At 64.1% G+C, this 26,456-nt stretch carries 21 protein-coding genes; 19 read left to right on the forward strand and 2 right to left on the reverse strand.

The genetic code is table 11. The annotated features are described in order from the left end of the window. Positions 1 to 43: 43 nt before the first annotated feature. From ACYG9Y_RS06920 to ACYG9Y_RS07000, 17 genes are all read left to right on the forward strand, one after another. The gene (locus tag ACYG9Y_RS06920; RefSeq protein ID WP_023739860.1) at positions 44 to 1,498 is read left to right on the forward strand and encodes a UDP-N-acetylmuramoyl-L-alanyl-D-glutamate--2,6-diaminopimelate ligase; all 1,455 of its coding nucleotides are present in this window, start codon (positions 44 to 46) and stop codon (positions 1,496 to 1,498) included. Next, entirely contained in the window at positions 1,495 to 2,928 is a 1,434-nt protein-coding gene (locus ACYG9Y_RS06925) for a UDP-N-acetylmuramoylalanyl-D-glutamyl-2,6-diaminopimelate--D-alanyl-D-alanine ligase (RefSeq protein WP_023682139.1), read from the forward strand. The genes ACYG9Y_RS06920 and ACYG9Y_RS06925 overlap by 4 nt, the downstream gene beginning before the upstream one ends. Positions 2,929 to 2,946: 18 nt before the next feature. Next, positions 2,947 to 4,029 (forward strand): phospho-N-acetylmuramoyl-pentapeptide-transferase, encoded by a 1,083-nt coding sequence (gene mraY, locus ACYG9Y_RS06930; protein WP_023682138.1) that lies wholly within the window; start codon positions 2,947 to 2,949, stop codon positions 4,027 to 4,029. Positions 4,030 to 4,037: 8 nt separating this feature from the next. After that, on the forward strand, positions 4,038 to 5,438 hold the full coding sequence (gene murD / locus ACYG9Y_RS06935; RefSeq protein ID WP_023682137.1) for a UDP-N-acetylmuramoyl-L-alanine--D-glutamate ligase: 1,401 nt from the start codon (positions 4,038 to 4,040) through the stop codon (positions 5,436 to 5,438). After that, positions 5,438 to 6,589, forward strand: a complete 1,152-nt coding sequence (ftsW, locus tag ACYG9Y_RS06940) for a putative lipid II flippase FtsW (RefSeq protein WP_023668275.1) — start codon at positions 5,438 to 5,440, stop codon at positions 6,587 to 6,589. The genes murD and ftsW overlap by 1 nt, the downstream gene beginning before the upstream one ends. A 1-nt stretch (position 6,590) precedes the next feature. Then, entirely contained in the window at positions 6,591 to 7,715 is a 1,125-nt protein-coding gene (gene murG / locus ACYG9Y_RS06945) for an undecaprenyldiphospho-muramoylpentapeptide beta-N-acetylglucosaminyltransferase (protein ID WP_023682136.1), read from the forward strand. After that, positions 7,715 to 9,121 (forward strand): UDP-N-acetylmuramate--L-alanine ligase, encoded by a 1,407-nt coding sequence (murC, locus tag ACYG9Y_RS06950; RefSeq protein ID WP_023739859.1) that lies wholly within the window; start codon positions 7,715 to 7,717, stop codon positions 9,119 to 9,121. The genes murG and murC overlap by 1 nt, the downstream gene beginning before the upstream one ends. Beyond that, positions 9,118 to 10,083, forward strand: a complete 966-nt coding sequence (murB, locus tag ACYG9Y_RS06955; RefSeq protein WP_031244260.1) for a UDP-N-acetylmuramate dehydrogenase — start codon at positions 9,118 to 9,120, stop codon at positions 10,081 to 10,083. The genes murC and murB overlap by 4 nt, the downstream gene beginning before the upstream one ends. 302 nt (positions 10,084 to 10,385) lie before the next feature. After that, a complete protein-coding gene (locus ACYG9Y_RS06960; RefSeq protein ID WP_023668279.1) occupies positions 10,386 to 11,312 on the forward strand; it encodes a D-alanine--D-alanine ligase in 927 nt (308 codons plus the stop codon). Further along, positions 11,300 to 12,241 carry a cell division protein FtsQ/DivIB gene (locus ACYG9Y_RS06965; RefSeq protein WP_023739857.1) on the forward strand — a complete coding sequence of 314 codons (942 nt, stop codon included), beginning with the start codon at positions 11,300 to 11,302 and terminating at the stop codon, positions 12,239 to 12,241. Before ACYG9Y_RS06960 ends, ACYG9Y_RS06965 begins: the two co-directional genes overlap by 13 nt. Beyond that, positions 12,238 to 13,545, forward strand: coding sequence for a cell division protein FtsA (gene ftsA / locus ACYG9Y_RS06970; protein WP_023668281.1), 1,308 nt, complete (start codon positions 12,238 to 12,240; stop codon positions 13,543 to 13,545). Before ACYG9Y_RS06965 ends, ftsA begins: the two co-directional genes overlap by 4 nt. A gap of 66 nt (positions 13,546 to 13,611) precedes the next feature. Further along, positions 13,612 to 15,270 carry a cell division protein FtsZ gene (ftsZ, locus tag ACYG9Y_RS06975; protein ID WP_023705548.1) on the forward strand — a complete coding sequence of 553 codons (1,659 nt, stop codon included), beginning with the start codon at positions 13,612 to 13,614 and terminating at the stop codon, positions 15,268 to 15,270. A gap of 271 nt (positions 15,271 to 15,541) precedes the next feature. Then, positions 15,542 to 16,489: a UDP-3-O-acyl-N-acetylglucosamine deacetylase gene (lpxC, locus tag ACYG9Y_RS06980; protein ID WP_023668283.1), complete on the forward strand. Its 948-nt coding sequence runs from the start codon at positions 15,542 to 15,544 to the stop codon at positions 16,487 to 16,489. A 262-nt stretch (positions 16,490 to 16,751) separates the two neighbouring features. After that, positions 16,752 to 17,621 (forward strand): outer membrane protein assembly factor BamD, encoded by an 870-nt coding sequence (locus ACYG9Y_RS06985; RefSeq protein ID WP_023668284.1) that lies wholly within the window; start codon positions 16,752 to 16,754, stop codon positions 17,619 to 17,621. 218 nt (positions 17,622 to 17,839) lie between these two features. After that, positions 17,840 to 19,513 carry a DNA repair protein RecN gene (recN, locus tag ACYG9Y_RS06990; protein ID WP_023739856.1) on the forward strand — a complete coding sequence of 558 codons (1,674 nt, stop codon included), beginning with the start codon at positions 17,840 to 17,842 and terminating at the stop codon, positions 19,511 to 19,513. 111 nt (positions 19,514 to 19,624) lie between these two features. After that, entirely contained in the window at positions 19,625 to 21,829 is a 2,205-nt protein-coding gene (gene ligA / locus ACYG9Y_RS06995) for an NAD-dependent DNA ligase LigA (RefSeq protein WP_023749130.1), read from the forward strand. After that, entirely contained in the window at positions 21,829 to 22,521 is a 693-nt protein-coding gene (locus tag ACYG9Y_RS07000; protein ID WP_023739854.1) for a DUF2461 domain-containing protein, read from the forward strand. Before ligA ends, ACYG9Y_RS07000 begins: the two co-directional genes overlap by 1 nt. 22 nt (positions 22,522 to 22,543) lie before the next feature. Here ACYG9Y_RS07000 and ACYG9Y_RS07005 read toward each other — a convergent pair whose 3' ends face one another. After that, positions 22,544 to 23,302 carry an SDR family NAD(P)-dependent oxidoreductase gene (locus ACYG9Y_RS07005; protein WP_023697012.1) on the reverse strand — a complete coding sequence of 253 codons (759 nt, stop codon included), beginning with the start codon at positions 23,300 to 23,302 and terminating at the stop codon, positions 22,544 to 22,546. Between the two features lie 115 nt (positions 23,303 to 23,417). Between ACYG9Y_RS07005 and ACYG9Y_RS07010 the strand changes: the two genes are divergently transcribed. Both ACYG9Y_RS07010 and ACYG9Y_RS07015 read left to right on the forward strand, forming a co-directional pair. Beyond that, on the forward strand, positions 23,418 to 24,146 hold the full coding sequence (locus ACYG9Y_RS07010) for an AzlC family ABC transporter permease (protein WP_023739853.1): 729 nt from the start codon (positions 23,418 to 23,420) through the stop codon (positions 24,144 to 24,146). Beyond that, positions 24,143 to 24,439, forward strand: a complete 297-nt coding sequence (locus tag ACYG9Y_RS07015) for an AzlD family protein (RefSeq protein WP_023690882.1) — start codon at positions 24,143 to 24,145, stop codon at positions 24,437 to 24,439. The genes ACYG9Y_RS07010 and ACYG9Y_RS07015 overlap by 4 nt, the downstream gene beginning before the upstream one ends. Positions 24,440 to 24,595: 156 nt before the next feature. Here the strand turns inward: ACYG9Y_RS07015 and ACYG9Y_RS07020 are convergent, their stop codons facing one another. After that, positions 24,596 to 26,440 carry an aminopeptidase P family protein gene (locus tag ACYG9Y_RS07020; RefSeq protein ID WP_023739852.1) on the reverse strand — a complete coding sequence of 615 codons (1,845 nt, stop codon included), beginning with the start codon at positions 26,438 to 26,440 and terminating at the stop codon, positions 24,596 to 24,598. Positions 26,441 to 26,456: the final 16 nt, after the last annotated feature.

Genomic DNA, 26,456 nt, shown 5'->3' on the forward strand with positions numbered 1-26,456 from the left:
CGCCGGCAACTGCGCGCCATTTTGTTGAGATAAACGGGGTTCGATGCACCTGAGAGATTTAGCCGGTATCCTGCCTGTCGAGGGAACATCTTCCCGCGATGTGGAGGTAACCGGGATTTCGTCGGATTCCCGCACGGTCAAGACCGGCGGGGTCTTTTTCGCGCTCGCCGGCAGCAAGGCGGATGGTTCGGCCTATGCCGCCGATGCGGCAAAGCGCGGCGCAGCGGCGGTTGTCGTGGGCAAGGCCGGCGCCATTTCCGGTCTGTCCGTCCCGGTGCTCAGCGTCGACGACCCACGCCTGGCGCTGGCGCTGAGCGCGGCACGTTTCTTCGGCAGCCAGCCGGAGACCATGGTCGCGGTCACCGGCACCGCAGGCAAGACCTCGGTCGCCGCCTTCACCAGGCAGATCTGGGAGCAGGCCGGCTTTGCCGCCGCGTCCATCGGCACCACCGGCGTGGTGGCGCCGGGCCGCAACGACTACGGTTCGTTGACCACGCCCGATCCGGTGGCTTTGCACCAGTTGCTCAAGGAATTGGCGGAAGCCGGCGTCACCCACGCCTCGATGGAGGCTTCCAGCCATGGTCTCGACCAGCGCCGTCTCGATGGCGTCAAGCTCGCCGCGGGCGGTTTCACCAATCTCGGCCGCGACCATATGGACTATCATCCGACGGTCGAGGACTACCATCGCGCCAAATTGCGCCTGTTCGACACGCTGCTGCCGAAAGGCGCGCCGGCGGTCATCTTTGCCGACGATCCGTGGTCGGCGCCGACCATCCAGGCTGCGCAGGCCGCCGGGCTCAAGGTGCTGACGGTCGGCCGCCATGGCGATTTCCTGCGCCTGAAGCGGGTCGAGCACGAGCGCCACCGCCAGCGCGCCGAGGTCGAAGCCGACGGCGTGCTCTACGAGATCGACCTGCCGCTCGCCGGTGACTTCCAGATCGCCAATGCCCTGGTTTCGGCCGGGCTGGCCATTTCCACCGGAACGTCGGTCGCCAAAGCTTTGACGGCATTGGAGAAACTTCAGGGGGCTCCGGGACGGCTCGACCTTGTCGGCGCCACCGCCAATGGCGCGCCCGTCTATGTCGACTATGCCCACAAGCCGGATGCGCTGGAAAATGTGCTGGCCGCCGTGCGCCCGTTCACCACCGGCCGCGTCATCGTCGTGTTCGGCTGCGGCGGCGACCGCGACCGGGGCAAGCGGCCGATCATGGGCGGAATCGCCACGCGGCTCGCCGACGTCGTCATCGTCACCGACGACAATCCGCGCTCGGAAGTGCCGGAAACGATCCGTGCCGCGATCCTGGCAGCCGCACCCGGCGCCATCGAAATCGGCGACCGCCGCAAGGCGATCCACGAAGCGGTCGCCATGCTGAAAGCGGGCGATACGCTGATCGTTGCAGGCAAGGGCCATGAAGAGGGCCAGACCATCGGCGCCGAGACTTTTCCGTTCTCCGACCACGAGGAAGTCCGGTCGGCGCTGCGGGAGCGGGCCGCATGAGCGTGCTCTGGACTTCCGAGGCGCTGGTCGACGCCATGGGCGGTCGGCCGCTCGGGCCGATGCCGGAGGGAATTTCGGGGATCTCGATCGACAGCCGCAGCCTGCAGCCGGGCGACGCCTTCTTCGCCATCAAGGGCGAGGCGATGGACGGCCATGACTTCGCGACCGCGGCGATCAAGGCCGGCGCCGGCGTGCTGGTCGTTGCCGAGGGCAAGTTGCCGTCGCTTGGGCGGCTGACGGCGCCGATGATCGTCGTGCAGGATGTGCTTGCCGCACTCGAAAAACTGGGCGTCGCCGCACGCGCCCGGTCCAATGCAAAGATCATCGCGGTGACAGGATCGGCCGGCAAGACCACCACCAAGGAGGCGCTGCGCCATGTGCTGTCGGCCGTCGGCACGGTGCATGCCTCGGCGCAGTCCTTCAACAATCATTGGGGCGTGCCGCTGACGCTGGCGCGCATGCCCGGCGATTGCGACTATGCGGTGTTCGAGATCGGCATGAACCATCCGGGCGAGATCCGGCCGCTGGTCAAGATGGTCCGGCCACATGTGGCCATCGTCACGATGATTGCCGCGGCGCATCTCGGCTTCTTTAGAAATCTCGACGAGATCGCCAAGGCCAAGGCTGAGATCTTCGAAGGCATCGAGCCCGGCGGTGCGGCCTTGCTCAACCGCGACGATGCGCGCTGGAAGCTGCTAGACAAGATGGCGCGGGCCGCCGGCGTCGAACATGTCTTTGGCTTCGGCGAGAATACACGGTCGACCTACAAGCTGACCAAATGCGAGCTGCATGCCGATCATTCCGATATCACCGCCAGGATCGGCGGTCAGGATGTCGTTGCCCGGATCGGCGCGCCCGGCCGCCACATGGTACAGAATGTGCTCGCCGTTCTTGGCGCGGCGCATCTCGTTGAAGCTGACATCGCAAAGGTGGCGGAAGCGCTGGCCGATCTCTCCGCCGAACGCGGCCGTGGCAAGCGCCATATGCTTCGCCACCCCAAGGGACCGATCACACTGATCGACGAGAGCTACAACGCCAATCCGGCCTCGATGGCTGCTGCCATGGCGCTGCTCAACGCGACGCCTGTCACGGGCGAGGGCCGGCGCATCGCCGTGCTCGGCGACATGCTCGAGCTCGGCGACCATTCGGCCAAGCTGCATGCAGCCCTTGCCGAGTTGATCGTCGGCACCGGCACAAACACGGTCTTTCTCGGCGGTCCGGAAATGCGGGCGCTGGCAGACATCCTGCCCGACGAGATCAAAACGGAATACCGCGCCGGCGCCGAGGAATTGAAGCCGCTGCTGTTGTCGACGCTGAAGGCCGGCGACGTGGTGATGATCAAATCGTCGAAAGGCATCGGCTTTTCAAAGCTGGTCGAGGCCTTGCTCGGCAAATATCCGGCGGAAGCCGCAGGCACGAAACAGAACTAGTCCGGGGAACGGAATCGTATGTTTACATTGCTCGTCGATTTTGCGGACAAGGTCTCGGTCTTCAATGTCTTCCGCTACATAACTTTCCGCACCGGCGGTGCGCTGATCACCTCGGCGCTGATCGTCTTCATCTTCGGGCCGACCATCATCAATTCGCTTAGGCTGCGGCAAGGCAAGGGCCAGCCGATCCGCGCCGATGGCCCGCAGACGCATTTCAAGAAGGCCGGCACGCCGACGATGGGCGGGCTGATGATCCTGTGCGGCATCGTCGGCTCGTCGCTTCTATGGGCGAACCTCTCCTCGATCTATGTCTGGGTGGTGCTCTTGGTGACGCTGGGCTTCGGTTCGATCGGCTTTTACGACGACTATCTCAAGGTAACCAAGGAGTCGCATCTCGGCTTTTCCGGCAAGGCGCGGCTGGCGTTGGAATTCGTCATCGCCGGCATCGCCGCCTGGGCGATCATGCATAATGGCCAGGCGCCGTTCTCGTCGTCGCTGACCTTCCCCTTCGCCAAGGAATTCATCATCAATCTCGGCTGGTTCTTCGTGCCGTTCTCCTGCTTCGTCATTGTCGGCGCCGGCAATGCGGTGAATTTGACCGATGGCCTCGACGGGCTGGCGATCGTGCCGATCATGATTGCGGCGGCATCCTTTGGCGTCATCGCCTACCTCTCCGGCAATGCGGTGTTCGCCGAATATCTGCAGATCCATTTCGTGCCCGGCACCGGCGAGCTGGCTGTCGTGCTCGGCGCCGTCATCGGCGCCGGCCTCGGCTTCCTCTGGTTCAACGCCCCGCCGGCGGCGATCTTCATGGGCGACACCGGTTCGCTGGCCATGGGTGGCCTGATCGGTACGGTCGCGGTCGCCACCAAGCACGAGATCGTGCTGGTCATCGTCGGCGGATTGTTCGTCGTGGAAATCCTGTCGGTCATCATCCAGGTCGGCTACTTCAAGATGACCGGCAAGCGCGTCTTCCTGATGGCGCCTATCCATCATCATTTCGAAAAGCTCGGCTGGACCGAAAGCCAGGTGGTGATCCGCTTCTGGATCATCGCCGTCATCCTGGCGCTGGTCGGCCTGTCGACCCTCAAGCTGAGATAGGAACCCGCTTGATCCCCGCCGCATCCTTTTCGGGCAAACGCGTTTCGCTCTTCGGGCTCGGTGGCTCGGGGATCGCCACGGCGCGCGCGCTGATCGAGGGCGGCGCCGACGTGCTTGCCTGGGACGACAATCCCGATAGCGTCGCCAAGGCTGCTGACCAAGGCATTGCGACCGCCGATCTGCGCGGCGCCGACTGGTCGAAATTCTCGGCCTTCGTGCTCTCGCCCGGCGTGCCGCTGACGCATCCCAAGCCGCACTGGACGGTGGAGTTGGCGCGTGGCTCCGGCGTCGAGGTGATCGGCGATATCGAATTGTTCTGCCGCGAGCGGATTGCGCGCGCGCCTGATGCGCCGTTCATCGCTATCACCGGCACCAACGGCAAGTCGACGACCACGGCGTTGACCGCGCATATCCTCAAATCGGCAGGGCGCGACACGCAAATGGGCGGCAATATCGGCCGGGCCATCATGACGCTCGATCCACCGCAGGCTGACCGGGACTATGTCGTCGAGTGTTCGTCCTACCAGATCGATCTCGCGCCCTCGATCAACCCGACGGCCGGCATCCTGCTCAACCTGACGCCCGACCATCTCGACCGCCACGGCACCATGCAGCATTACGCTTCGATCAAGGAGCGGCTGGTTGCCGGCAGCGAGACGGCGATCGTCGGCGTTGACGATTCCTGGTGCGCGCAGATCGCTGACCGGCTGGAGAGGGCGGGCCGGGAGGTGATCCGCATCTCCAAGCGGCTGCCGCTGACCGACGGCTATTTCGCCGACGGCTCTGATCTGATGGAAGCCGTGCATGGCCGCTACAGCCGCGTCGCCTTCCTCGAAGGCATCGGTTCGTTGCGCGGCCAGCACAATGCGCAGAACGCGCTTGCCGCCGTCGCAGCTTGCCTCAAGGTCGGCTTGAGCCTGGGCGAAATCCAGGCGGGACTGGAAAGCTTCCCCGGCCTCGCGCATCGCATGGAGCAGGTCGGCCGCAAGGATCATGTGCTGTTCGTCAACGATTCCAAGGCGACCAATGCCGATGCGGCGGCACCGGCGCTGTCGAGTTTTTCGCGCATTTACTGGATCGCCGGCGGACTGCCCAAGGAAGGCGGCATCGAGCCGTTGCGCGGTTTCTTCCCGCGCGTCGCCAAGGCCTATCTGATCGGCGAGGCGGCGCCCGCATTCTCGGCGACGCTCGGCGAAGCCGTGCCCTATGAAATCTCGGGCACCCTGGCCGCCGCGGTCGACCATGCCGCGAAAGACTCGGCCAAGGATGACAACGGCGAGGTGGTGGTACTGCTGTCGCCGGCCTGCGCCAGTTTCGACCAATTCAAGAATTTCGAAGTTCGCGGCGAAGCCTTCAGGCAAGCTGCGAATGCTATCGAGGGTGTCAAACCCATCGGAGGGGCACGATAATGCAAAGCCGTCTCGACAAAAGCCCGGTTGCAACCTGGTGGTGGACGATCGATCGCTGGTTCCTGGCGGCGTTCCTGTCGCTAATGGGGCTTGGCATCGTCTTGTCCTTTGCGGCAAGCCCGGCGGTGGCCGAACGCATCGGCCTCGATAGTTTCCACTTTGCCACCAGGCAGATCATCTTCACCGTGCCGGCGCTCGGCGTGATGCTGGCGGTCTCCTTCCTGGAATCGCGGCAGATCCGGCGCATGGCGCTGATCATCCTGGGCATCATGCTGGTGCTGATGGTGGCCGTGCTCTACATCGGCGTCGAGGTGAAGGGCGCGCGGCGCTGGGTGTCGTTTGTCGGCATGTCGATCCAGCCGTCGGAATTTCTGAAACCCGCCTTCGTCATCGTCTGCGCCTGGCTGTTCGCCGAACACAAGCGCCAGCCCGACATCCCCGGCAATTTGTTTGCCATGCTGCTGCTGATCCTGGTCATCTCGCTTCTGGTGGCGCAGCCCGATCTCGGCCAGACCATGCTGGTGACCGGCACCTGGGGCGTCATGTTCTTCATGGCCGGCCTGCCATGGCTATGGATCATCGCGCTTGGCGCCACCGGCGCCGGCGGCCTGTTTGCCGCCTATACGGTGTTCCCGCACGTCGCCGCCCGCATCGACAAATTCCTGACCGGCGAAGGCGACACGTTCCAGGTCGACATGGGTCGCGAGGCGCTGATCAACGGCCACTGGTTCGGCGTCGGCCCGGGCGAGGGCACGGTCAAGCGCGTCATCCCCGACGCGCATGCCGACTTCGTCTTTTCGGTCGCCGGCGAAGAGTTCGGGCTGATCATGTGCTTCTTCATCATGTCGATCTTCGCCTTCATCGTGCTGCGCGGCCTCAGCACGGCGCTGAAGGAACATGATGATTTCACCCGCTACGCCGTCGGCGGTCTCGTCACCGTGTTCGGCCTGCAGTCGGTCATCAACATGTGCGTCAACCTGCAGCTGATGCCGGCCAAGGGCATGACGCTGCCTTTCATCTCCTATGGCGGCTCCTCGCAGATCGCCATTGCCATCTCGATGGGCATGGTGCTGGCGCTGACCCGCAAGCGACCGGAAAAGCGCAAGCAGATGGGCTTTGCCCTGTCGCAGCGCGCCCTGCCGGCGGAGTGATATGGCGCGGGGTGTGATCCTTCTCGCGGCTGGCGGAACCGGTGGACATCTGTTTCCGGCCGAGGCGCTGGCGCATGAGCTGATCGAGCGCGGCTGGGGCGTGCATCTGGCGACGGACGACCGCGCCGAGCGCTTTGCCGGCCATTTCCCGGCCGCCGCCATCCATCCGATCCAGTCGGCGACGATGGGCTCGAAAAACCCTGTCGCGCTGCTTGGCGCGTTCTGGAAGATCTGGCGCGGCGTGCGCCAAGCCTCCGCCGTCATCGCCAGGATCAAGCCTGATGCGGTCGTCGGCTTTGGCGGTTATCCGACCTTGCCACCGCTCTATGCCGCGACGCGGCGCAAGCTGCCGACGCTGATCCATGAGCAGAACGCAGTGATGGGCCGCGCCAACCGGGCGCTGTCCGGGCGCGTCGATGCCATCGCCGGCGGCTTCCTGCCGCAAGATGAAAGTGCCACAGGCGCCAAGACGGTGACGACAGGCAATCCGGTCAGGCCGCCAATCCTGGAGGCGGCAAAGACGCCCTACACCGCATCCAAAGGGGCGGATCCGTTCAGGCTCCTGGTGTTCGGCGGCAGCCAGGGCGCGCAGTTCTTTTCCGACGCCATGCCGACGGCGATCGCACTTCTGCCGGAGGCGCAGCGCAAGCGGCTGGTGATCACCCAGCAGGCCCGCGCCGACGACGTGGCGCGGGTGAAGGCCGGCTATGCGGCACTCGGCGTCCATGTCGACGTCTCGCCCTTCTTCACCGATATGGCACAGCGCATGGGCGCGGCGCATCTGGTGATCTCGCGCTCCGGCGCCTCGACGGTTTCGGAGATCGCCGTCATCGGCCGGCCGGCGCTGCTGGTGCCTTATCCCTATGCGCTGGATCACGATCAGGCGGCGAACGCAGCCGCCCTTGCCGCGGCGGGCGGCGGCGAGGTGCATCCGCAATCGTCACTGTCGCCGGAGCGCATCGCGGCTCTCATTGGCGGGCTGATGGACACTCCCGAGCGGCTGACGGCCATGGCTGCCGGAGCGAAGTCGGCTGGCCGGCCGAACGCGGCACGGTTGCTCGCTGATCTCACAGAGGCTATTGCGTCCAGAAAAACCGTTTCGGATTTCAGGAAAGGGACGCATTGATGAAGATGCCGCAGACCATCGGCCTTGTGCATTTCATCGGCATTGGCGGCATCGGCATGAGCGGCATCGCCGAGGTTCTGCACAATCTCGGCTACAAGGTGCAGGGTTCGGACCAGGCCGACAGCGCCAATGTCCAGCGGCTGCGCGACAAGGGCATCGAATGCTTTGTCGGCCACAAGGCCGAGAATATCGGCGCGGCCGAAGTGGTGGTCGTCTCCACCGCGATCAAGAAATCCAATCCCGAGCTGAAGGCCGCGCGGGAGAAGTTGCTCCCAATTGTCCGCCGGGCCGAGATGCTGGCCGAACTGATGCGCTTCCGCCAGGCGGTCGCGATCGGTGGCACGCATGGCAAGACCACAACCACGTCGATGGTGGCGACGCTGCTCGATGCCGGCGGGCTCGACCCGACGGTGATCAATGGCGGCATCATCAATGCCTATGGCACCAATGCCCGTATGGGCGATGGCGAGTGGATGGTGGTCGAAGCCGACGAAAGCGACGGCACCTTCCTCAAGCTGCCGGCCGAGATCGCCGTCGTCACCAACATCGATCCCGAGCATCTGGACCATTATGGCAGTTTCGACAAGGTGCGCGAGGCCTTCCGGCAATTCGTCGAGAACGTGCCGTTCTACGGTTTTGGCGTGATGTGCACCGACCATCCGGAAGTACAGGCGCTGGTCAGCCGCATCGAGGACCGCCGCGTCATCACCTATGGCGAGAACGCGCAGGCCGATGTGCGTTTCACCAACCACCGCATGGCCGGTGCCGTCTCGGCATTCGACGTGGTGATCCGCGACCGCAAGACCGGCGGCCAGACGACGATATCGGATCTGCGGCTGCCGATGCCCGGCCGCCACAACGTCTCCAACGCCACCGCCGCAATTGCGGTCGCGCATGAACTCGGCCTGTCGGCCGAAGCGATTAAGAAAGGGCTGTCGTCCTTTGCGGGCGTCAAGCGGCGCTTCACCCACACCGGCTCGTGGAACGGCGTCGACATCTTCGACGATTACGGTCACCACCCGGTCGAGATCACGGCGGTGTTGAAAGCGGCGCGCAGCGCCACCAAGGGCCGCGTCATCGCCATTGCGCAGCCGCACCGCTTCACCCGGCTGCACGATCTGTTCGACGAATTTTCGGTCTGTTTCAACGATGCCGACACGGTGATGGTGGCGCCGGTCTATACGGCGGGCGAGGAGCCGATCGACGGCGTGACCTCGGAGGCGCTGGTGTCGCGCATCCGCTCCGGCGGCCATCGCGATGCGCGCTACGTCGAAACCCCTGCCGCGATTTCGCCCGTCATCCGCGCGTTGGCGAAACCGGGCGACTTCGTCATCTTCCTGGGCGCCGGCAACATCACCCAATGGGCCTATGCGCTGCCTGGGGAACTCGGCGGTACCGTCTCATGATGCGCGGCCAGGACCTGCTCGACAAACTTGGCGACCGGCTTGCCGGCCTGCGCGGCCGCATCACGCCCAATGCCGAGATGGACAAGATCACCTGGTTCCGCGCCGGCGGTCTGGCGGACGCCCTGTTCCAGCCGGCCGACGAGGAGGATCTGGCTGCCTTCCTGCGCGCCGTGCCGGAGGACATCCCGCTCACCATCGTCGGTGTCGGCTCCAACCTCCTGGTGCGCGACGGCGGCATTCCAGGTTTCGTCATCCGGCTTTCGGCCAAGGGCTTTGGCGAGGCCGAGGTGGTTTCGCCGACCGTCATCAAGGCCGGTGCTGCGACGCCCGACAAGCGCGTCGCGGCCGTCGCTTATGAGGCCGGTATTGGCGGCTTTCATTTCTATCACGGCATTCCCGGCGCCATCGGCGGGGCGCTGAGGATGAATGCCGGCGCCAATGGCGTCGAGACGCGGGAACGTGTCGTCGAGGTTCGGGCGCTCGACCGCAAGGGCAATCTCCACACCCTCAGCAATGAAGACATGGGCTATGCCTATCGTCACTCGGCCGCACCTGCCGGGCTGATCTTCACCTCCGCCGTTTTCGAAGGTGTTCTGGAAGATCCGGAGGCGATCAAGGCGGCCATGGACGCCGTCCAGACGCATCGCGAGACGGTGCAGCCGATCCGCGAGAAGACCGGCGGCTCGACCTTCAAGAATCCGGAAGGCACCTCGGCCTGGAAGGAAATCGACAAGGCCGGCTGCCGCGGGCTGATGATCGGCGGCGCGCAGATGTCGCCGATGCACTGCAACTTCATGATCAACACCGGAACAGCGACCGGATACGACCTCGAATATCTCGGCGAGACGGTGCGCGCCCGCGTGCTTGAAAATTCAGGCATCCGCCTGCAGTGGGAAATCAAGCGGCTCGGCAATTTCCGCCCCGGCCATGCCGTGCAGGAATTCCTCGGACAGCTTCTTTAGCGCAAGCTGAAGTTCATGTGATGCTTGAACTTCAAACGGTCTGAAACAACAGCGCCACCGTTGCTCCAAAGACTCACAACACGCTTTTTCCGGCCGTTTTCGCGGAAAGTGAATCTGTCGGAATCATAAGCACTTGCCAGCGAATCAACTCTCTGATTCTCTGCCTTAAAGCGTTTCCTGATTTGAGTCGTTCGACGCGTCGACCGCGTTTTCCGTCTGGGGGGCAACCTGCCGGGAGACTCGGACTCAATTTGGTCGCTGAATGCGTGGTTGCGGGCCCGCCGTGAGAGGGATGACGGGATATGAAGAACAAGCATGTGGCTGTCCTCCTGGGCGGATTCTCGTCCGAGCGGCCCGTGTCTCTGTCTTCGGGAAAGGCGTGTGCGGATGCGCTTGAGAATGAAGGCTACCAGGTTACCCGCGTCGATGTTGCGCGCGATGTCGGCGCCGTGCTCACCGAACTCAAGCCCGATGTCGTCTTCAACGCACTGCACGGCCCGTTCGGTGAAGACGGCACCATCCAGGGCATCCTCGAATATCTGGCCATTCCCTACACCCATTCGGGCGTGCTCGCCTCGGCGCTCGCCATGAACAAGGAGCAAGCCAAGAAGGTCGCCAAGGCTGCCGGCATCGCGGTGGCGGAATCGAAGGTTGCCAGCCGCTTTGCCATCCAGAACAAGCATCCGATGAAGCCGCCCTACGTGGTCAAGCCGGTCAATGAAGGCTCAAGCTTCGGCGTCGTCATCGTGCATGAAGGGCAGTCGCATCCGCCGCAGGTCATCGGCTCGTCCGAATGGAAATATGGCGAGACCGTCATGGTCGAGCGCTACATCCATGGGCGCGAGCTGACCTGCGCCGTCATGGGCGACGTGGCGCTCGGCGTCTGCGAGATCATTCCGACCGGCCATTCCTTCTACGACTATGATTCAAAATACGTCGCCGGCGGATCAAAACACGAAATCCCTGCTAAAATTTCATCAAATATTTACCAAAAAATACAGACACTGGCGCTCAAGGCACATCTGGCTATCGGCTGCCGGGGCGTTTCCCGATCGGACTTCCGCTATGACGACCGTCACTCCGAAAACGGCGAGATTGTCTGGCTCGAGATCAACACTCAGCCGGGCATGACGCCGACGTCTTTGGTGCCTGAAATCGCCGCCCAGGCCGGGCACTCGTTTGGCGAATTGTTGAGTTGGATGGTGGAGGACGCTTCGTGTCTGCGTTGAAATGGGGACAGGACAAGGTCAGGGGCGGCGCCGGGCCGGCGCTGTTCGGCATGCCGTTGTCGTTCGACCATTTCGTGCTGCCGCGCGTGCTGCGCCGGCCGGTGCGCGTGCTGGCGCGCCTGGGCGGCGGCGACTTCGTCGCGCCGCGCTTTTCCGCGGCCATCCTGTCGGCTTCGCTCATTGCATCAAGCAGCCTCTACGGCGCCATTCTCGGCGGTCATGCCGACGACATCGTCCAGAGCATCACCGCCCGGACCGGCTTTGCCGTCGACCAGATCAAGGTGGTCGGCAACCGCCAGACTTCGGAGATCGACATACTGGACCGGCTCGAGCTCGACGGCTGGACGTCACTGATCGGCTTCGATGCCGAGGCCGCGCGTGAACGTATTGATACCTTGCCCTGGGTCGAAGTGGCGGCGGTGCGCAAGGTCTATCCACATACGCTGGAAGTGCGTGTCGAGGAGCGCGAGCCCTTCGCGCTCTGGCAGCAGGGCGCGGAGCTTTCGGTCATCGAACGCTCCGGCGCGGTGATCGCGCCGTTCTCCGGCGGCAAGCAGGCGCTGCTGCCGCTGATCATCGGCACCGGCGCACCGGCCAAGGCGCCCGACTTCGTGGCCAAGATCAACAAATTTCCCGAGCTCGCGGCTCGGGTCAAAGGCTATATCCGCATCGGCGAACGGCGCTGGGACCTTAAGCTGGAAAACGGCATCACGATCAAGCTGCCCGAGGATGGCGAGGATCAGGCGATTGCCGACCTGGTTCGGATGGACCACGACAACGGGCTTCTGACGCGGGACATCGCCGCCGTCGACATGCGCATCTCCGATCGCCTGGTGGTGCAGCTGACGCCGGAAGCGGCGACACAGCGCCAGGCCGCGCTCAATGAAAAGCCGCAAAATCTGAAGCGCAAGTCGGGGACGAAGATATGAGCTGGCTTGGCGGCAAGAGCGATGCCTCTTCGCGGCGTTCCGGCACGCTCACCGTGCTGGATGTCGGCTCAAGCAAGGTTTGCTGCGTGGTGGCGAAACTGAAGCCGCGCGAGGACGGCAAGCTGTTGCGCGGCCGCTCGCACCGCATCCAGGTGATCGGCATCGGCCACCAGAAATCGCAAGGCGTGAAGTCGGGCGTGGTCGTCGATCTCGACCGCGCGGAGCACGCCATTCGCCTGTCCGTCGACGCCGCCGAACGCATGGCGGGACTGACGGTGGATTCGCTGATCGTCAACATGACGGCCGGCCGGCTGAAGAGCGAAACCTATTCGGCCACCATCAATCTCGGTGGCCATCAGGCCGACGAAGCCGACATCAAGCGCGTGCTTGCCGCCGGCGCCAAGCAGGCGCTCAAGGCCGAACGCGACGTGATCCATTCGCTGCCCGTCGGCTTTTCGCTGGACGCCGAGCGCGGCGTGCGCGATCCGCGCGGCATGGTCGGCGACCAACTCGGCGTCGATATGCATGTGCTGACGGGCGATGCCGCGCCGCTGCGCAATCTGGAGCTCTGCATCAACCGCTCGCATCTTTCGGTCGAGCGCATGGTGGCGACGCCCTATGCCAGCGGGCTTGCGGCCCTGGTCGACGACGAACTGGAAATGGGTGCGGCCTGCATCGACATGGGCGGCGGCACGACGACCATCTCGGTGTTTTCGGAAGGCAAATTCGTCCACGCCGATGCCATTGCCATCGGCGGCAATCATGTGACGCTCGATATGGCCAAGGGCCTGTCGACCTCGCTCGACGCCGCGGAGCGGCTGAAGGTGATGCATGGTTCGGCGCTGCCTGGCAGTGCCGACGATCGCGACCTGGTCTCGATCCAGCCGATCGGCGAAGACGGCGAGATGCCGCTGCAGATCCCGCGCTCGGTGATGACGCGCGTCATCCGCGCCCGCATCGACGAGACGCTGGAACTGTTGCGCGACCGGCTGAACAAGTCGGGCTACGGCAATGCCGTGGGAAAACGCGTCGTGCTGACCGGCGGCGCCAGCCAGCTTGCGGGTCTCCCCGAGGCGGCGCGCCGCATTCTGGGACGCAATGTGCGCATCGGACGCCCGCTCGGCGTGGCGGGCCTGCCGGAAGCTGCCAAGGGGCCGGCTTTCTCGACGGCGGTCGGGCTGCTGATCTATCCGCAGATGGCGAGCTTCGAGAGCCATCCGGCGAAAGGAATTTCCGGTCTCAGGATGACCGGGACGGGCGGAAAACTGCATCGCATGAGTCAGTGGTTGAGAGACAGTTTCTAATTGACGGGGACAGCCCCATAGGTGGCCGCGGCGGCGAAGCGGCGGGAAAGGCAAAGGACGGAGACAATGACGATCAATCTGCAAAAGCCGGACATCACCGAGCTCAAGCCGCGGATCACCGTATTCGGTGTCGGCGGCGGCGGCGGCAATGCCGTCAACAACATGATCACCGCGGGCTTGCGCGGTGTCGAGTTCGTCGTGGCCAACACCGATGCACAGGCGCTGACCATGTCGAAGGCCGAGCGGCTGATCCAGCTCGGCGCGCATGTCACCGAGGGGCTCGGCGCCGGCTCGCAGCCTGAAGTGGGCCGTGCGGCGGCGGAAGAGTGCATCGATGAGATCATCGATCATCTCTCCAACACCCATATGTGCTTCGTCACCGCCGGTATGGGTGGCGGCACCGGAACCGGTGCGGCTCCCGTGGTTGCCCGCGCGGCGCGCGAACGGGGTATCCTCACCGTCGGCGTCGTCACCAAGCCGTTCCATTTCGAAGGCCAGCGCCGCATGAAGACGGCGGATCTCGGCATCGAGGAGCTGCAGAAATGTGTCGATACCCTGATCGTCATCCCCAACCAGAACCTGTTCCGGCTGGCCAATGACAAGACCACCTTTGCCGACGCCTTCGCCATGGCCGACCAGGTGCTCTACTCCGGTGTTGCCTGCATCACCGACCTGATGGTCAAGGAAGGTCTGATCAATCTCGACTTCGCCGACGTGCGTTCGGTGATGCGCGAAATGGGCAAGGCGATGATGGGCACCGGCGAAGCTTCGGGCGAGGGCCGCGCGATGGCCGCCGCCGAGGCGGCGATCGCCAATCCGTTGCTCGACGAGACCTCGATGAGGGGCGCCAAGGGCCTGCTGATCTCGATCACCGGCGGCCGCGACCTAACCCTGTTCGAAGTCGACGAGGCCGCGACCCGCATCCGCGAGGAAGTCGATCAGGACGCCAACATCATCCTCGGCGCCACCTTCGACGAGGAACTCGAAGGCGTCATCCGCGTCTCGGTGGTCGCCACCGGCATCGACAAATCGGCAGCTGAAATTGCCGCGGCGCCGATCTCGATCCGGGCCGTGCCGCCGCAGCAGAAGCCGGTCAGCCGCCCAGCGGCTCCGGGGGCGGAAGGCCGTCCGGCACCGGTCCAGCAGCAGACCTATGAGCAGCGCGCGGCCGATCCGGTGGCCGAGGCGATCCAGCTTGCCGAGGCCAATGCGGCGGCAATGGCTCGTCCGGCGCCGATGGCCCAGGCGGAAGATTTCCGCCCGCAGAGCAAGATCTTCCAGGCCCCGCCTGCCCAGCCGCAGCCTGTCGTGCAGCAGGTGATGCAACCGGCGCCGATGCGGGAAATGCCGCAGCCGGTGGCTGCCGCACCGCAGCGCATGCCGCGGGTGGAGGATTTTCCGCCTGTGGTGCGGGCCGAGGTGGAAGCCAAGGGCCGTCCGGCCGACCATGAAAACAGCGGGCCGATGGGGCTGCTCAAGCGGCTGACCAACGGGCTGACGCGCCGCGAAGAAGAGCCGGCCCGGTTGCAGCCGGCACAGCCGCGCGAACCGAAACTGCGCCAGGCGGCGCCGGAAATGCGCCGCCTTGCCAGCCAGGATCCGCAGCTTTACGCGCCGCGCCGCGGCCAGCTCGACGATCAGGGCCGGTTGACGCCGCAGACCAGGTCGACCCAGGAAGACGACCAGCTGGAGATACCGGCTTTCCTGCGCCGCCAGGCCAACTGAGCCGTTAACGGTATGTAACACTTGTTAACAGCAGACGAGAGATTGTCTGCCTGTTAACGTTTAAAGGGGTTTAATAACAAGGCGTTACGATGTGACGCTCAAGGTCTGTCGCGGTTACACAGAGTAAGAAACCGTGATTTGGAGTCTCCCTGACAGACCATTATCTTTGCCGCAGCACTTTCGGTGTGCTGGCATTCGGGGAAGTGGCCCTGCCTGCCGATAAAAAAAGAGCCGCGCCTTTTGGGTTAAAGCGGACTTAGGCGTTTGGGCTATGGGGTTTGTCTTGCAAGACTATCAGACGACACTGAAATCGCGTGCAACGCTGACCGGTACCGGCGTTCACAGCGGCAAACCGGTCACCGTCAATTTCCTCCCTGCGGACGCCGACACCGGCGTGCTCTTCCACCTTTCGAACGGAAGCGAGAGCCGCGAGTTCCGCGCGCTGGTTGCTGAAGTCGGCGCGACCGATCTCTGCACCATGCTCGGCGATCCGGCAGGCGAGCATATCGCCACCGTCGAACATCTGATGGCGACGCTTTTCGGGCTCGGCATCGACAACATCGTCATCGAGATCGACGGTCATGAGGTTCCGATCCTCGATGGCAGTGCGGTGGCGTTCGTGGAAGCCATCGACCAGGCCGGCATCGAGACGCTGGCGGTCAAGCGCCGCTACATCAGGGTGGTCAAGCCCGTCCGCATCGAGAATGGCGCGTCCTGGGCCGAGTTCAGGCCCTATAGCGGCACGCGCTTCGAGGTCGAGATCGATTTCGAAAGCCCGGCGATCGGCCGCCAGCTATTCGCCTCCGACATCAACCCCGACATCTTTCGCCAGGATATCGCGCGCGCCCGCACCTTCGGCTTCATGAAGGATGTCGAGCGGCTGTGGGCGGCCGGCTATGCGCTGGGCTCCTCGCTGGAGAACTCGCTGGTGATCGGCGACGACAACCGGGTGATCAACATGGGTGGCCTGCGCTATCCCAATGAGTTCGCTCGCCACAAGACGATGGACGCGATGGGCGACCTGGCGCTGGCCGGCGCCCGTTTCATCGGTTGCTTCCGCTCCTATCGCGGCGGTCACCGGATGAATGCGGCTGCTTTGCGGCGACTTCTGTCCGACCGTTCGGCCTTCGAGGTCGTCGAGACCACGCGCCGCGAGCGCGGCCGCACCGCCGAGATGAGCGCCGTCACCGGCCCTGTCTTTGCACCTTGGGTGATCTGATTCTTAACGTATTTCTGGCTTTCTGAACGCTGGCCGGTGTTGCACGGATGCATCACCGGCGGTGAAAGTGCATAGCTTTCCGGGCAACACCAAGCCGCCACAAAAATGTGCGATTGGCTAGACATAGCGTTGCTGGGCAAGGCAGTTATGGTTTATGGCTGCTGCCGTCTGTTAGGCGCATGTCGCTCAAAAGTGGGGATCAGTTTTGAGGGAACGCCATGCGAAAGGCATTGAACTAACGCCGAAAGGGCGCAATCCAATCATGTTCTTCAAGCGAGTTGGTCAATCGAAAGCGCCGTATCGGGCTGTTTTCCTGGCGCTTTCGGTGGTTGTGCCATCGCTGTTCCTCTCGGCCTGCATGTCGTCCGAGAAAGACGTCGACCTGTCGACCTATGTCGACCAGACCGAACCGGCCGACGTCCTTTACAATCAAGGCCTTGCCAATCTCAATGCCGGCCGCCTGGATGAGGCGAGCAAGAAGTTCGACGCCGTCGACCGCCAGCACCCCTATTCGGAATTCGCCCGCAAGTCGATGGTGATGGGCGCCTTCGCCGACTATCGCGCCGGCCGTTATGACGAAGCAATCGGCTCGGCCAAGCGCTATCTGACGCTTTATCCGTCGACCGACGACGCGGCTTACGCCCAGTATATTATCGGGCTGAGCTACTACAAGCAGATCAAGGACGTCACCCAGGATCAGAAGGAAGCACGCCAGACCGTGCAGACGATGCAGGATTTGGTGACGCGCTGGCCGACGTCGGAATATGTCGACGACGCCAAGGAAAAGATCCGTTTCGCCAACGACCAGCTGGCCGGCAAAGAGATGCAGATCGGCCGCTATTATCTCGAGCGGCGCGAATACATTGCTGCCGTCAAGCGCTTCCGCAACGTGGTCGAGAACTATTCCAACACCCGCCATGTCGAAGAGGCGCTGGCGCGTCTGGCCGAAAGCTACTACGCGATGGGCTTGACCTCGGAAGCGCAAACCGCCGCTGCGGTGCTCGGCACCAATTATCCCGACAGCCAATGGTACAAGGATACCTACAAGCTGTTGCAGAGCAACGGGCTTGAGCCGCGCGAGAATGCCGGATCGTGGATATCCAAGGCCGGCAAGCTGATCACCGGCGCCTGACGCCCGAGCATCGACTGAGGCGGAACGCGCTTTTCGGATTGATCCGACGCTCAAACAAAAAGATAGTGCGGCGCTGCGACTCCATCGGTCGCATGCCGCTTCACAGCGGTTCAGTGGTTTGATTGAGGCGCTGAACCGTCCTAACTTTTTGTTCTACGCAATTCCGGACGGAAAACCGCTACGCACTTTTCCTGGAATTGCTTGAGGTCCGGGTTCTGATGCTTTCCAGACTGTCGATCCGCGATATCGTCCTGATCGAGAAGCTGGATATCGACTTCCAGCCCGGCCTTTCCGTGCTGACCGGTGAAACCGGCGCCGGCAAATCCATCCTTCTCGACGCGCTGTCGCTGGCGCTTGGCGCCCGCGGCGACGCCTCGCTGGTGCGGCACGGTGCTGCCCAGGGCCAGGTCATTGCCGTCTTCGATGTGCCGCGCAACCACCCGGTGCGCGCGCTGCTGGCCGAGAACGCCATCGAGGATGACGGCGACATCATCCTGCGCCGGCTGCAGACGGCGGATGGCCGTACCCGTGTCTTCGTCAACGACCAGCCGTCCAGCGTCACGCTGATGCGCGACATCGGCCACGCGCTGGTCGAGATCCACGGCCAGCATGACGAGCGCGCCCTGGTCGATCCAGGCGCGCATCGCGAATTGCTGGACAGTTTTGGCGGCCATCTCGGCGCCGCCCGCGCGACAGGCGAGGCGTGGCGCTACTGGCGCGGCTGCGAGCAGGAGTTCGCCAGGCACCGCGCCAAGGTCGAGGCGGCGGCGCGCGAGGCCGATTATCTCAGGGCCTCGGTGGCGGAACTGGCAAAGCTCGATCCGCAGCCCGGCGAAGAGACACAGCTGGCGGAGTTGCGTGCAACGATGATGCGGGCGGAAAAGATCGCCTCGGAAATACACGACGCACAGGATGTGCTGTCAGGCCCGTCCTCGCCACTGCCGCAACTGGCCAGTTTGCTCAGGCGCCTGCAGCGCAAGGCCAGCGAAGCGCCGGGCCTGCTCGAGGATCTGGTGAAGTCGCTGGATGAGGCGATGCTGTCGCTGGATGCCGCGCAATCGGGCGTCGAGGCGGCATTGCGCGCCACCGAATACGACCCGCAGCGGCTGGAGAAGGCGGAGGAGCGGCTGTTTTCGCTGCGTGCGGCCTCACGTAAGCACAGTGTGGCCGTCGACGATCTGGCGCAACTGCGCGACACCATGTCCGCCGATCTCGCCGATCTTGATGCCGGCGAGGGGCGCCTGCATCTCCTGGAAAAGCAGGCCTCAGCGGCGCGCGAAGCCTACGATATTTCCGCAGCCCAGCTGTCCTCGCTTCGCCATGCGGCCGCGGTCGGCCTGACCAAGGCTGTGATGGCCGAATTGCCGGCGCTGAAACTGGAACGGGCTGAGTTCATCGTCGAACTGGCCAGCGATGGCGAGAACCGCATGGAAGAAGGCATCGACCAGGTCGAGTTCTGGGTGCGCACCAATCCCGGCACCAGGCCTGGGCCGATGATGAAGGTCGCCTCCGGCGGCGAGCTGTCGCGCTTCCTGCTGGCGCTCAAGGTGGCGCTGGCCGACCGTGGCTCGGCGCCGACATTGGTCTTCGACGAGATCGACACCGGCGTCGGCGGCGCAGTGGCCGATGCGATCGGCCAAAGGCTGGCCAGGCTGTCGAAGCGCGTGCAGGTGCTGTCGGTCACGCATGCTCCGCAAGTGGCGGCACGTGCTGCGACGCATTTCCTGATTTCCAAATCCGGCGGCTCGGATAGGGTCGCTACCGGCATCGCCGAAATGGACCGGGCGGCGCGCCAGGAAGAGATTGCGCGCATGCTGGCCGGCGCCACCATCACCGAAGAGGCGCGCGCAGCCGCCGAACGGCTGCTGCGCGAGAATATTGCTGCAGCGTAGTCGTCGCAAGGCTTTCGGACTGAGTCAGGATATGGCTCCATCCCGCTGTTCAGGAATGCTTTTTCCGAAATCCTGATTTATGGTGCCTCGCCACTGTCCAGGGACCGCTGCATGTCTGAAAAACCAGTCGAATCGTTGAGCGAAAGCGAAGCCGCGGATGAGCTCCAGCGGCTGGCCGAGGAGATCGCCGGTCATGACAGGCGCTATCATGCCGAGGACGCGCCGACGATTACGGACGCGGAATATGACGCGCTGCGGCGGCGCAATCTTGCCATCGAGGAGCGCTTTCCCGGTCTGGTGCGCGAGGATTCGCCCTCGCTGCGGGTCGGCGCCGCGCCGGCGGAAGGCTTTGCCAAGGTGCGCCATGCGGTGCCGATGCTCAGCCTCGCCAAGGCCTATACAGACGAGGACGTCACCGATTTCATCGAGCGTGGCCGGCGCTTCTTCGACCGCGACAAGGACCTCGACATCGCGTTTACGGCCGAGCCGAAGATCGACGGCCTGTCGGCGTCGCTGCGCTATGAACGCGGTGTGTTCGTGCAGGGTGCTACGCGCGGCGACGGCACTGTAGGCGAGGACATCACCGCCAATCTCAGGACCATCGCCGACATCCCCGCCAAGCTGAAAGGATCGGGCTGGCCCGAGACCATCGAGATCCGCGGCGAGGTCTACATGACCTATGCGGAATTCGAGGCACTGAAGGCCCGCTCGGCGGCGGTGGGCGGCCAGGACTATGTCAATCCGCGCAATACGGCAGCGGGCTCCTTGCGACAGAAGGATGCGTCCGTCACCGCCAGCCGCAATCTTAAATTTTTTGCCTATGCCTGGGGCTATACGACAGCGGATCCGGCGCCGACCCAATATGATTCGGTGCAGAAATTCGCCGAATGGGGGTTCAAGGTCAGCCCATTGATGGTGCGGGCGAAGTCTGTCGAGGAGCTGATCGCGCACTACCACAAGATCGAGGAGCTGCGTTCGTCGCTCGGCTACGACATCGACGGTGTCGTCTACAAGGTCGACCAGCTGGAATTGCAGCGTCGCTGGGGCTTTGTCACCGGCGAGCCGCGCTGGGCGGTTGCGCATAAATTCCCGGCCGAACAGGCGATGACGACGGTGCAGAAGATCGACATCCAGGTCGGCCGTACCGGTACGCTGGCGCCGGTGGCGCGGCTAGCGCCCGTCACGGTCGGCGGCGTGGTGGTCGAAAACGTCACGCTGCACAATGAGGACTACATCAAGGGCTTCGACAGCAACGGCCTGCCGATTCGCGACGGCATCGATGTCCGCATCGGTGACACGGTTGTCATACAACGGGCGGGCGATGTCATTCCGCAGATCGTCAGCGTCGTCGTCGACAAGCGGCCGGCTGATGCGGTGCCTTATGAATTCCCGCACATTTGTCCGGTCTGCGGCTCGCCGGCGACGCGCGAAATCAACGAGAAGACCGGCAAGGAGGATTCGCGCCGGCGCTGCACCGGCGAGCTGATCTGCGCCGCGCAGGCTGTGGAGCGGCTGCGTCATTTCGTGTCGCGCGGCGCGCTCGACATCGAGGGGCTGGGCGCCGAGAATATCGACCTGTTCTTCAATTCGGGACTGGTCAAGACCGCCGCCGATATCTTCACCCTCAGGGATCGCCGCCCGGCCGTCACCAGGGCGCTGGCCGAGCGGCGCGAGGAGCAGGCCAGGCTGCGCGAGGCGGCATCGGGCAAGGCGCGCAAGAATGTGCGCGGTGTCGAGGACCGCAATTATGAAGGCCTCGACAAGCTGTTCGCGGCCATCGATTCGCGCCGCGAGCCGGAGCTCGACCGCTTCATCTTCGCACTCGGCATCCGCCATATCGGCGAAACGACGGCGGCCGTGCTTGCGCGGACGTTTTCGACCGTCGAGGAGCTGATCCGCGTCGGCAAGGAAACGGCGGCGGCTGAGGATCCGCACAGCGTCTTCCCCTCCATCAACGGCATTGGCGATACAGTGATCGATGCGTTGCGCGATTTCTTCGGCAATGAACGCAATGACGACGTGCTCGACAGACTGCTCGAACAGGTCAAGCCGAAGCCGTATGTCGTCACCGTGTCGACCGACAGCGAGGTTGCCGGCAAGACCATCGTCTTCACCGGCACGCTGGAAAAGATGACACGCTCCGAAGCCAAGGCGATGGCCGAACGGCTCGGCGCCAAGGTGGCGGGTTCGGTGTCGACGAAGACCGATCTGCTGGTGGCCGGGCCGGGCGCCGGCTCCAAACTGAAGCAGGCCAGCGAACTCGGCGTCGAAGTCATCGACGAGGACACCTGGCTGCAACGGGTCGGCAAGGCGTGATGGCCGGTTCGTTCAAAGGGTTCGGGCAAAAGGCCATACCGTTCCTCAAGGCGCTCGACTTCCACCAGAGCCGCGAATGGTTCCAGGAAAACCGCGCGCTTTACGACAGCGAGTTGCATGAGCCGTTCTGCGATCTGGTCGAGACGCTGACCGAGCGCTTCGCGGCGGCGGGTCTGGGCTTGCGCGGAGACCGCAAGAAGTCACTGTTTCGCATCAACCGCGACGTGCGCTTCGCCAAGGACAAGCGGCCCTACAACCAGCATTTGTCGGCCATGCTGTCGCCGGATGGCACCAAGATGGAGCAGGGCGTGTTCTTCGTCTATGTCGGGATCGACCGCTGCTTTGCCGATGTCGCCTGGTGGAATCCGGAGCCGTCCCTGCTGCTGGCGATGCGCAAGGCGATCGTCGCCCGGCCGGCCGAGTTCCGAAAACTGCTCTCAACGCTGAAGAAAAACGGCTTCGAACTTGAAACCGAGGGCCGCATGAAGCGCACGCCGCGTGGCTTCGAGCAGGTCAACGAACCCGATCTTGTCGACGCCATCCGCAACCGGCACTTCTATGTCCAGCACATGATCGATCCGGCTGGAATTCACGCGCCGACGCTGGTCGACGAGCTTGTCGATTTCACATTGCGCGCCAAGCCGTTGCTCGACTGGGGCAGGGCGATCCAGGGCACGGCACCGCGGAGCTAAATCAGCCCGGCGCACTGCACGGCTACATCCGCATCAAAAGCCCACCGTCGACTGCCAGCTCAATGCCGGTAATGTAGCTTGCCGCATCGGAAAGCAGGAAGAGCGTGGCATTGGCCATGTCCTGCGGCGTGCCGATGCGGCCGAGCGGCGCATAATTGGCAACGGCAGCGCGTTTCTCCTCGGTGTCCCAGCGCGCCTGCAGCGGCGTCAACGCCATGCCCGGGCAGATCGAATTGGAGCGGATGCCATCGCCCGCCAACTGCATGGCGAGCGACTTCGACAGCGCACAGACGCCGGCCTTGGAGGCCTGGTAGGCATCCTGCGGGGTCGGGTCGCCGCGATACCACTGGATGGTGGAGAAGTGCACCATGGCGCCGCCGCGTCCGCCGGCCCGCATATGCGGAACCACCGCCCGCGCGGTGTGGACGAAGGATTTCAGATTGATGTTGAAGACCTGATCCCAGACATCGAGGTCCATCTCGAGGGCCGATTTGTCGCGACCGAACCAGAGCACGCCTGCGACATTGGCGAGATAATCGATGCCGCCGCGCTCGCGGCCCGCGGCATTGATGGTCTGCTCGACGAAGGCGGCGTCGGTGAGGTCGCCCTGGGCAAAGGTGAGCCGGTCGTCATAGGCGGCAAGCGACGCCGGACGCGGCTTGACGTCGATGGCGGTGACCGAGGCGCCGGCATCGAGCAGCGCCAGCGAGATCGCCTCGCCCATGCCGCCACCGGCGCCGGTGACGACCGCGTGCCTGCCGGTGAAATCATAAGCGATCATCCGAACCCCTCATTTGTTTTTACAACATCAGTTTCGCTGATTTGTTGGCTCAAGCGAATTCGTCTGACTTTTCAAACGCCGGCTCCTACATAGCAGCGCGAGATGGGAATGTGACATGTCGGCAGAGACCTTAAGCGAAAATTCCGTGGCCAGCGACTTCTGGGACGGCGTGCGGCTGTCGATGCCGGTGGTTGTCGCTGCGGCGCCATTTGGGCTGCTGTTCGGCGCCATCGCCGTCGACAACGGCTTTTCCGTTCTCGAAGCTTTCTTGATGAGCGCGCTGATCTTCGGCGGCGCCAGCCAGATGGTCGGCATCGAATTGTTCGGCCAGCATGTCGCGCCATGGCTGATCGTGCTGTCGATCTTCGCGGTAAACTTCCGTCACGTGCTTTACTCCGCCAGCATCGGCCGGCGAATCGCGCACTGGCCGGTTATCAGCCAAGCGCTGGGCTATTTCGTGCTCACCGATCCGCAATTCGCGGTGGCCGAGCGTAAGGCCGAAGCCGGCGAGACCGTTAGCTTTGCCTGGTACATGGGCCTTGGCCTGCCGGTCTATGTGTTCTGGGGGATTGAAAGCGCGCTGGGTGCGGTGTTCGGCAAGCTGATCCCCGACACGCATGCCCTGGGCATCGATTTCCTGCTGCCGATCTATTTCCTCGGGCTGGTCATGGGCTTTCGCAACCGGCCGCTGTGGCTGCCGGTGGTGATCGCCAGCGCCGCGGCGTCGATCATTGCCTACAAAACTGTGGGATCGCCATGGCACGTCTCCATCGGCGCCGTTGCCGGCGTGCTTCTGGCCGTCATCCTGCCGCCGCACCATAGCGGTGTGGAGGCAAAACGATGAGCGCGACCTTGTGGATCATCATTGCCGGCGCGATCGCCACCTATCTCACCCGCGTCGGCGGCCATCTGGTGATCTCGCGCTTCGACCACATCCATCCACGCGTCGAGGCGGGTTTGAATGCCGTGCCGGCCGCGGTGTTGACGACGCTGGTGGCGCCCGCCGCACTTAGCGCCGGACCGGCGGAATGGGCGGCGCTGGTCGTCGCCGCTGTGGTCTCGCTGCGCGGCGGCCTGATGGCGATGTTTCTGGCCGGGGCGGTGGTGCTGATCCTCGCGCGGCAGTTTGTGGCATAGGGCGCCTGCCGGGCAGAACAGTTTCGAACGGTCGGCGCCGCCCCTCATTGCCCTGCCGGGCGTTCGTCACTCGAAAAGCCAAGCAATTGGCTTTTCGTCCGCTTCGCGGACCGCTCCTCACCTCCCCGTATAGTGACGGGGAGAAAGAAGCTCATTTCAAATCTTGGCGTCGTGCGGCAACGGCGCTGTTGCCTTCTCCAGCCAGGCCAGCGTCTCGCCGTCGAGCATCGGGCCGATCTCGGCCAGCACCCAAGCATGGTAAGTATCCAGCCAGTGCAACTCCTCGCGCGTCAGCAGGTCGGTGCGGATCAGCCTGATATCGATCGGCGCCAGCGTCAGCGTCTCGAAACCGTGCATGGCGATGTCGCCGCCCTCCACCTGTTCAGCCGGTGTCACCAGGATCAGGTTCTCGATGCGGATGCCGTAGGAGCCTTCCTTGTAATAGCCGGGCTCGTTGGACAGCATCATGCCGGCCAGCAGCTTTTCGGTGCCGGTGCGGGCGATGCGCTGCGGCCCTTCATGCACGGCCAGATACGAGCCGACGCCGTGGCCGGTGCCGTGGGCAAAGTCGCAGCCATGCTTCCAGAGCGCCATGCGCGCCACCGCGTCGATTTCCGAGCCGCGCGTGCCGGCGGGAAAGCGCAGCGTGGAAATGCCGATCATACCTTTCAGCACCAGTGTGAAGCGCTCGCGCATCTCCTCGGTCGGCTGGCCGATCGGCACCGTGCGGGTGATATCGGTGGTGCCGTCCTGATACTGGGCGCCGGAATCGAGCAGGAACAGCTCGCCCTTTGTCAGCTTGCGATTGGTGGCGCGCGACACACGGTAGTGCATGATGGCGCCGTTCGGCCCGGCGCCGGAAATGGTGTCGAAGGAGACGTCGCGCAGCGGCATCTGCGTTTCCTCGCCGGTCTGCCGGCGCGTTTCCTCCAACTTGGTGACAACGGTTATTTCGTCGAGCGTGCCCGGCTTCTGCCGTTCCAGCCAGCACAGCAGTTTCGCCACCGCCGCCCCGTCTCGGCGGTGCGCCGCGCGGCTGCCGGCGATTTCCGCCTGGTTCTTGGTGGCGCGCGGGATGCGGGCGGGATCGGCTGCTGAAACAAATGTGCCGCCATTGTCCTCGACCAGCATTCTCAGTTTTTCCGCCGCCAGCACCGGATCGAGCGCGATCTTGGCGCCGCCCTCGGCAAGGGCGACGACCGCCGCCTCGAATTCGCCGGGCTCGTGCAGATCGGCGAGTTGGGTGAGATAGGCGGCGACCGTGCGCGAAAACTTGCGCTGGTCCATGAACAGCTGGTGCTTGCCATCTGCTGCAAGGATCGCAAAGCCGAGCGCCAGCGGCGTGTGCGGCACGTCACCGCCACGGATGTTGAAGGCCCAGGCGATCGAGGAGGGGTCGGTGAGCACGGCGTGCGTCGCGCCCTCCTTGCCGATTGCCGCCGCCAGCCGCGCCAGCTTGTCCTTCGCCAGTTCCCCGGCAAAGCCGATCGGGTGGATTTCGACCGGCGCCGCCAGTGGTGCCGGCTGATCCTTCCAGATGATGTCGATCGGGTTCCTGTCGAGCGGCACCAGCGTCGCGCCGAATTGCTCGGCCGAGGTTTTCAGCGCCTTGACCTCAGTGATCGTGTGCAGCCAGGGGTCGAAGCCGAGCCTGGCGCCCTTGCCGAGATTGTCCTTGATCCAGGAGGCCGGCGGGTTGTCGACCAGGCTCTCGATCGCAAAAATGTCGAGATCGACTTCGTGGCGCACTTGCAAGGTATAGCGGCCATCGACGAACATGAAGGCGCGGTCACGCTGCACAAGTGCTACGCCGGCCGAGCCGCTGAAGCCGGTCAACCATTTCAGCCGCGCCGAGCGATCGGCGACATACTCGCCCTGGTGCTCGTCCGCGCGCGGCACCAGGAAACCGTCGAGGCCGTTATCCGCCAGCCATTGCCGTAGCAACGTCACGCGCGGCTTGCCGACGCTCGGGTCGCCTGCGGAATCGAAGGTCTGGAACATGGTATGCCTCCTGTAT

The organism is Mesorhizobium sp. W050, assembly GCF_054719535.1.

What these genes read in the sequence shown, in the direction of transcription:
- ACYG9Y_RS06920 (WP_023739860.1), top strand. Translation starts at nt 44, where the DNA reads ATGCACCTGAGAGATTTAGCCGGTATCCTGCCTGTCGAGGGAACATCT.
- ACYG9Y_RS06925 (WP_023682139.1), top strand. Translation starts at nt 1,495, where the DNA reads ATGAGCGTGCTCTGGACTTCCGAGGCGCTGGTCGACGCCATGGGCGGT.
- mraY (WP_023682138.1), top strand. Translation starts at nt 2,947, where the DNA reads ATGTTTACATTGCTCGTCGATTTTGCGGACAAGGTCTCGGTCTTCAAT.
- ftsW (WP_023668275.1), top strand. Translation starts at nt 5,438, where the DNA reads ATGCAAAGCCGTCTCGACAAAAGCCCGGTTGCAACCTGGTGGTGGACG.
- murG (WP_023682136.1), top strand. Translation starts at nt 6,591, where the DNA reads ATGGCGCGGGGTGTGATCCTTCTCGCGGCTGGCGGAACCGGTGGACAT.
- murC (WP_023739859.1), top strand. Translation starts at nt 7,715, where the DNA reads ATGAAGATGCCGCAGACCATCGGCCTTGTGCATTTCATCGGCATTGGC.
- murB (WP_031244260.1), top strand. Translation starts at nt 9,118, where the DNA reads ATGATGCGCGGCCAGGACCTGCTCGACAAACTTGGCGACCGGCTTGCC.
- ACYG9Y_RS06960 (WP_023668279.1), top strand. Translation starts at nt 10,386, where the DNA reads ATGAAGAACAAGCATGTGGCTGTCCTCCTGGGCGGATTCTCGTCCGAG.
- ftsA (WP_023668281.1), top strand. Translation starts at nt 12,238, where the DNA reads ATGAGCTGGCTTGGCGGCAAGAGCGATGCCTCTTCGCGGCGTTCCGGC.
- ftsZ (WP_023705548.1), top strand. Translation starts at nt 13,612, where the DNA reads ATGACGATCAATCTGCAAAAGCCGGACATCACCGAGCTCAAGCCGCGG.
- lpxC (WP_023668283.1), top strand. Translation starts at nt 15,542, where the DNA reads ATGGGGTTTGTCTTGCAAGACTATCAGACGACACTGAAATCGCGTGCA.
- ACYG9Y_RS06985 (WP_023668284.1), top strand. Translation starts at nt 16,752, where the DNA reads ATGTTCTTCAAGCGAGTTGGTCAATCGAAAGCGCCGTATCGGGCTGTT.
- recN (WP_023739856.1), top strand. Translation starts at nt 17,840, where the DNA reads ATGCTTTCCAGACTGTCGATCCGCGATATCGTCCTGATCGAGAAGCTG.
- ligA (WP_023749130.1), top strand. Translation starts at nt 19,625, where the DNA reads ATGTCTGAAAAACCAGTCGAATCGTTGAGCGAAAGCGAAGCCGCGGAT.
- ACYG9Y_RS07000 (WP_023739854.1), top strand. Translation starts at nt 21,829, where the DNA reads ATGGCCGGTTCGTTCAAAGGGTTCGGGCAAAAGGCCATACCGTTCCTC.
- ACYG9Y_RS07005 (WP_023697012.1), bottom strand. Translation starts at nt 23,302, where the DNA reads ATGATCGCTTATGATTTCACCGGCAGGCACGCGGTCGTCACCGGCGCC.
- ACYG9Y_RS07010 (WP_023739853.1), top strand. Translation starts at nt 23,418, where the DNA reads ATGTCGGCAGAGACCTTAAGCGAAAATTCCGTGGCCAGCGACTTCTGG.
- ACYG9Y_RS07015 (WP_023690882.1), top strand. Translation starts at nt 24,143, where the DNA reads ATGAGCGCGACCTTGTGGATCATCATTGCCGGCGCGATCGCCACCTAT.
- ACYG9Y_RS07020 (WP_023739852.1), bottom strand. Translation starts at nt 26,440, where the DNA reads ATGTTCCAGACCTTCGATTCCGCAGGCGACCCGAGCGTCGGCAAGCCG.